At 61.0% G+C, this 574-nt stretch carries 1 protein-coding gene; it reads right to left on the bottom strand.

Translation table 11 applies throughout. The features are described from left to right. Window positions 1–574, bottom strand: a 574-nt coding sequence (locus B1964_RS29015; RefSeq protein ID WP_139765955.1) for an HNH endonuclease signature motif containing protein, incomplete at both ends; no start/stop codon positions are given.

The following is a 574-nucleotide window of genomic DNA, read 5'->3' as shown; positions in this document are numbered from 1 at the left end:
TCCCAACCGTGGTGGTGCACATCATCATGACAACTACTGCACAGCAGGCAGCCGTTGTCGAGGTCGGTAGGACCACCCTCACTCCAGTGGTGCACGTGGTGTCCTTGGCAGCGTCCGGCGTGGGCACCGCACTTGATACACCCACGATCACGCACCAACAACGCTTTGCGTTGGCCGGGAGTGAACAATCGTTCCTGGCGTCCGACGTCGAGGGGTACGCCATCGGTATTGAGGATGATCTTGGTGATCGTGGTGTCACACGACAACATTCGGGCCGTGGCTTCGGTGATCGGACCCATGTTCTGCAAATCGCCGCCGAGTGCGGGGTTGTCCGCTGACCAGGTCCACAACAACCCGTTGGTGGGCTTGGCTGAGAAGGTGGTGTCGGCCAATCCTTGTGCCGCCAACTCCACGATCGTTTCGAATGCGGCGGCGCAGATTTGTTCGGGTGTCCGCGGATCCGGGGATCCGTCGGGCTGGGGCTTGGGCGTCGACAAGGTTTCCATCAGAGTTCTGGTTTTCTCCCCGGCGATGATGTCGAGGTTCGCCGAGATCTCCAACCGGCCGTCGTCGG

Source organism: Gordonia sp. i37, assembly GCF_002043085.1.
Classification (GTDB): domain Bacteria; phylum Actinomycetota; class Actinomycetes; order Mycobacteriales; family Mycobacteriaceae; genus Gordonia; species Gordonia polyisoprenivorans.
The sequence above is the reverse complement of the archived record's forward strand: the minus strand, read 5'-3'. Positions and strand labels throughout refer to the sequence as shown.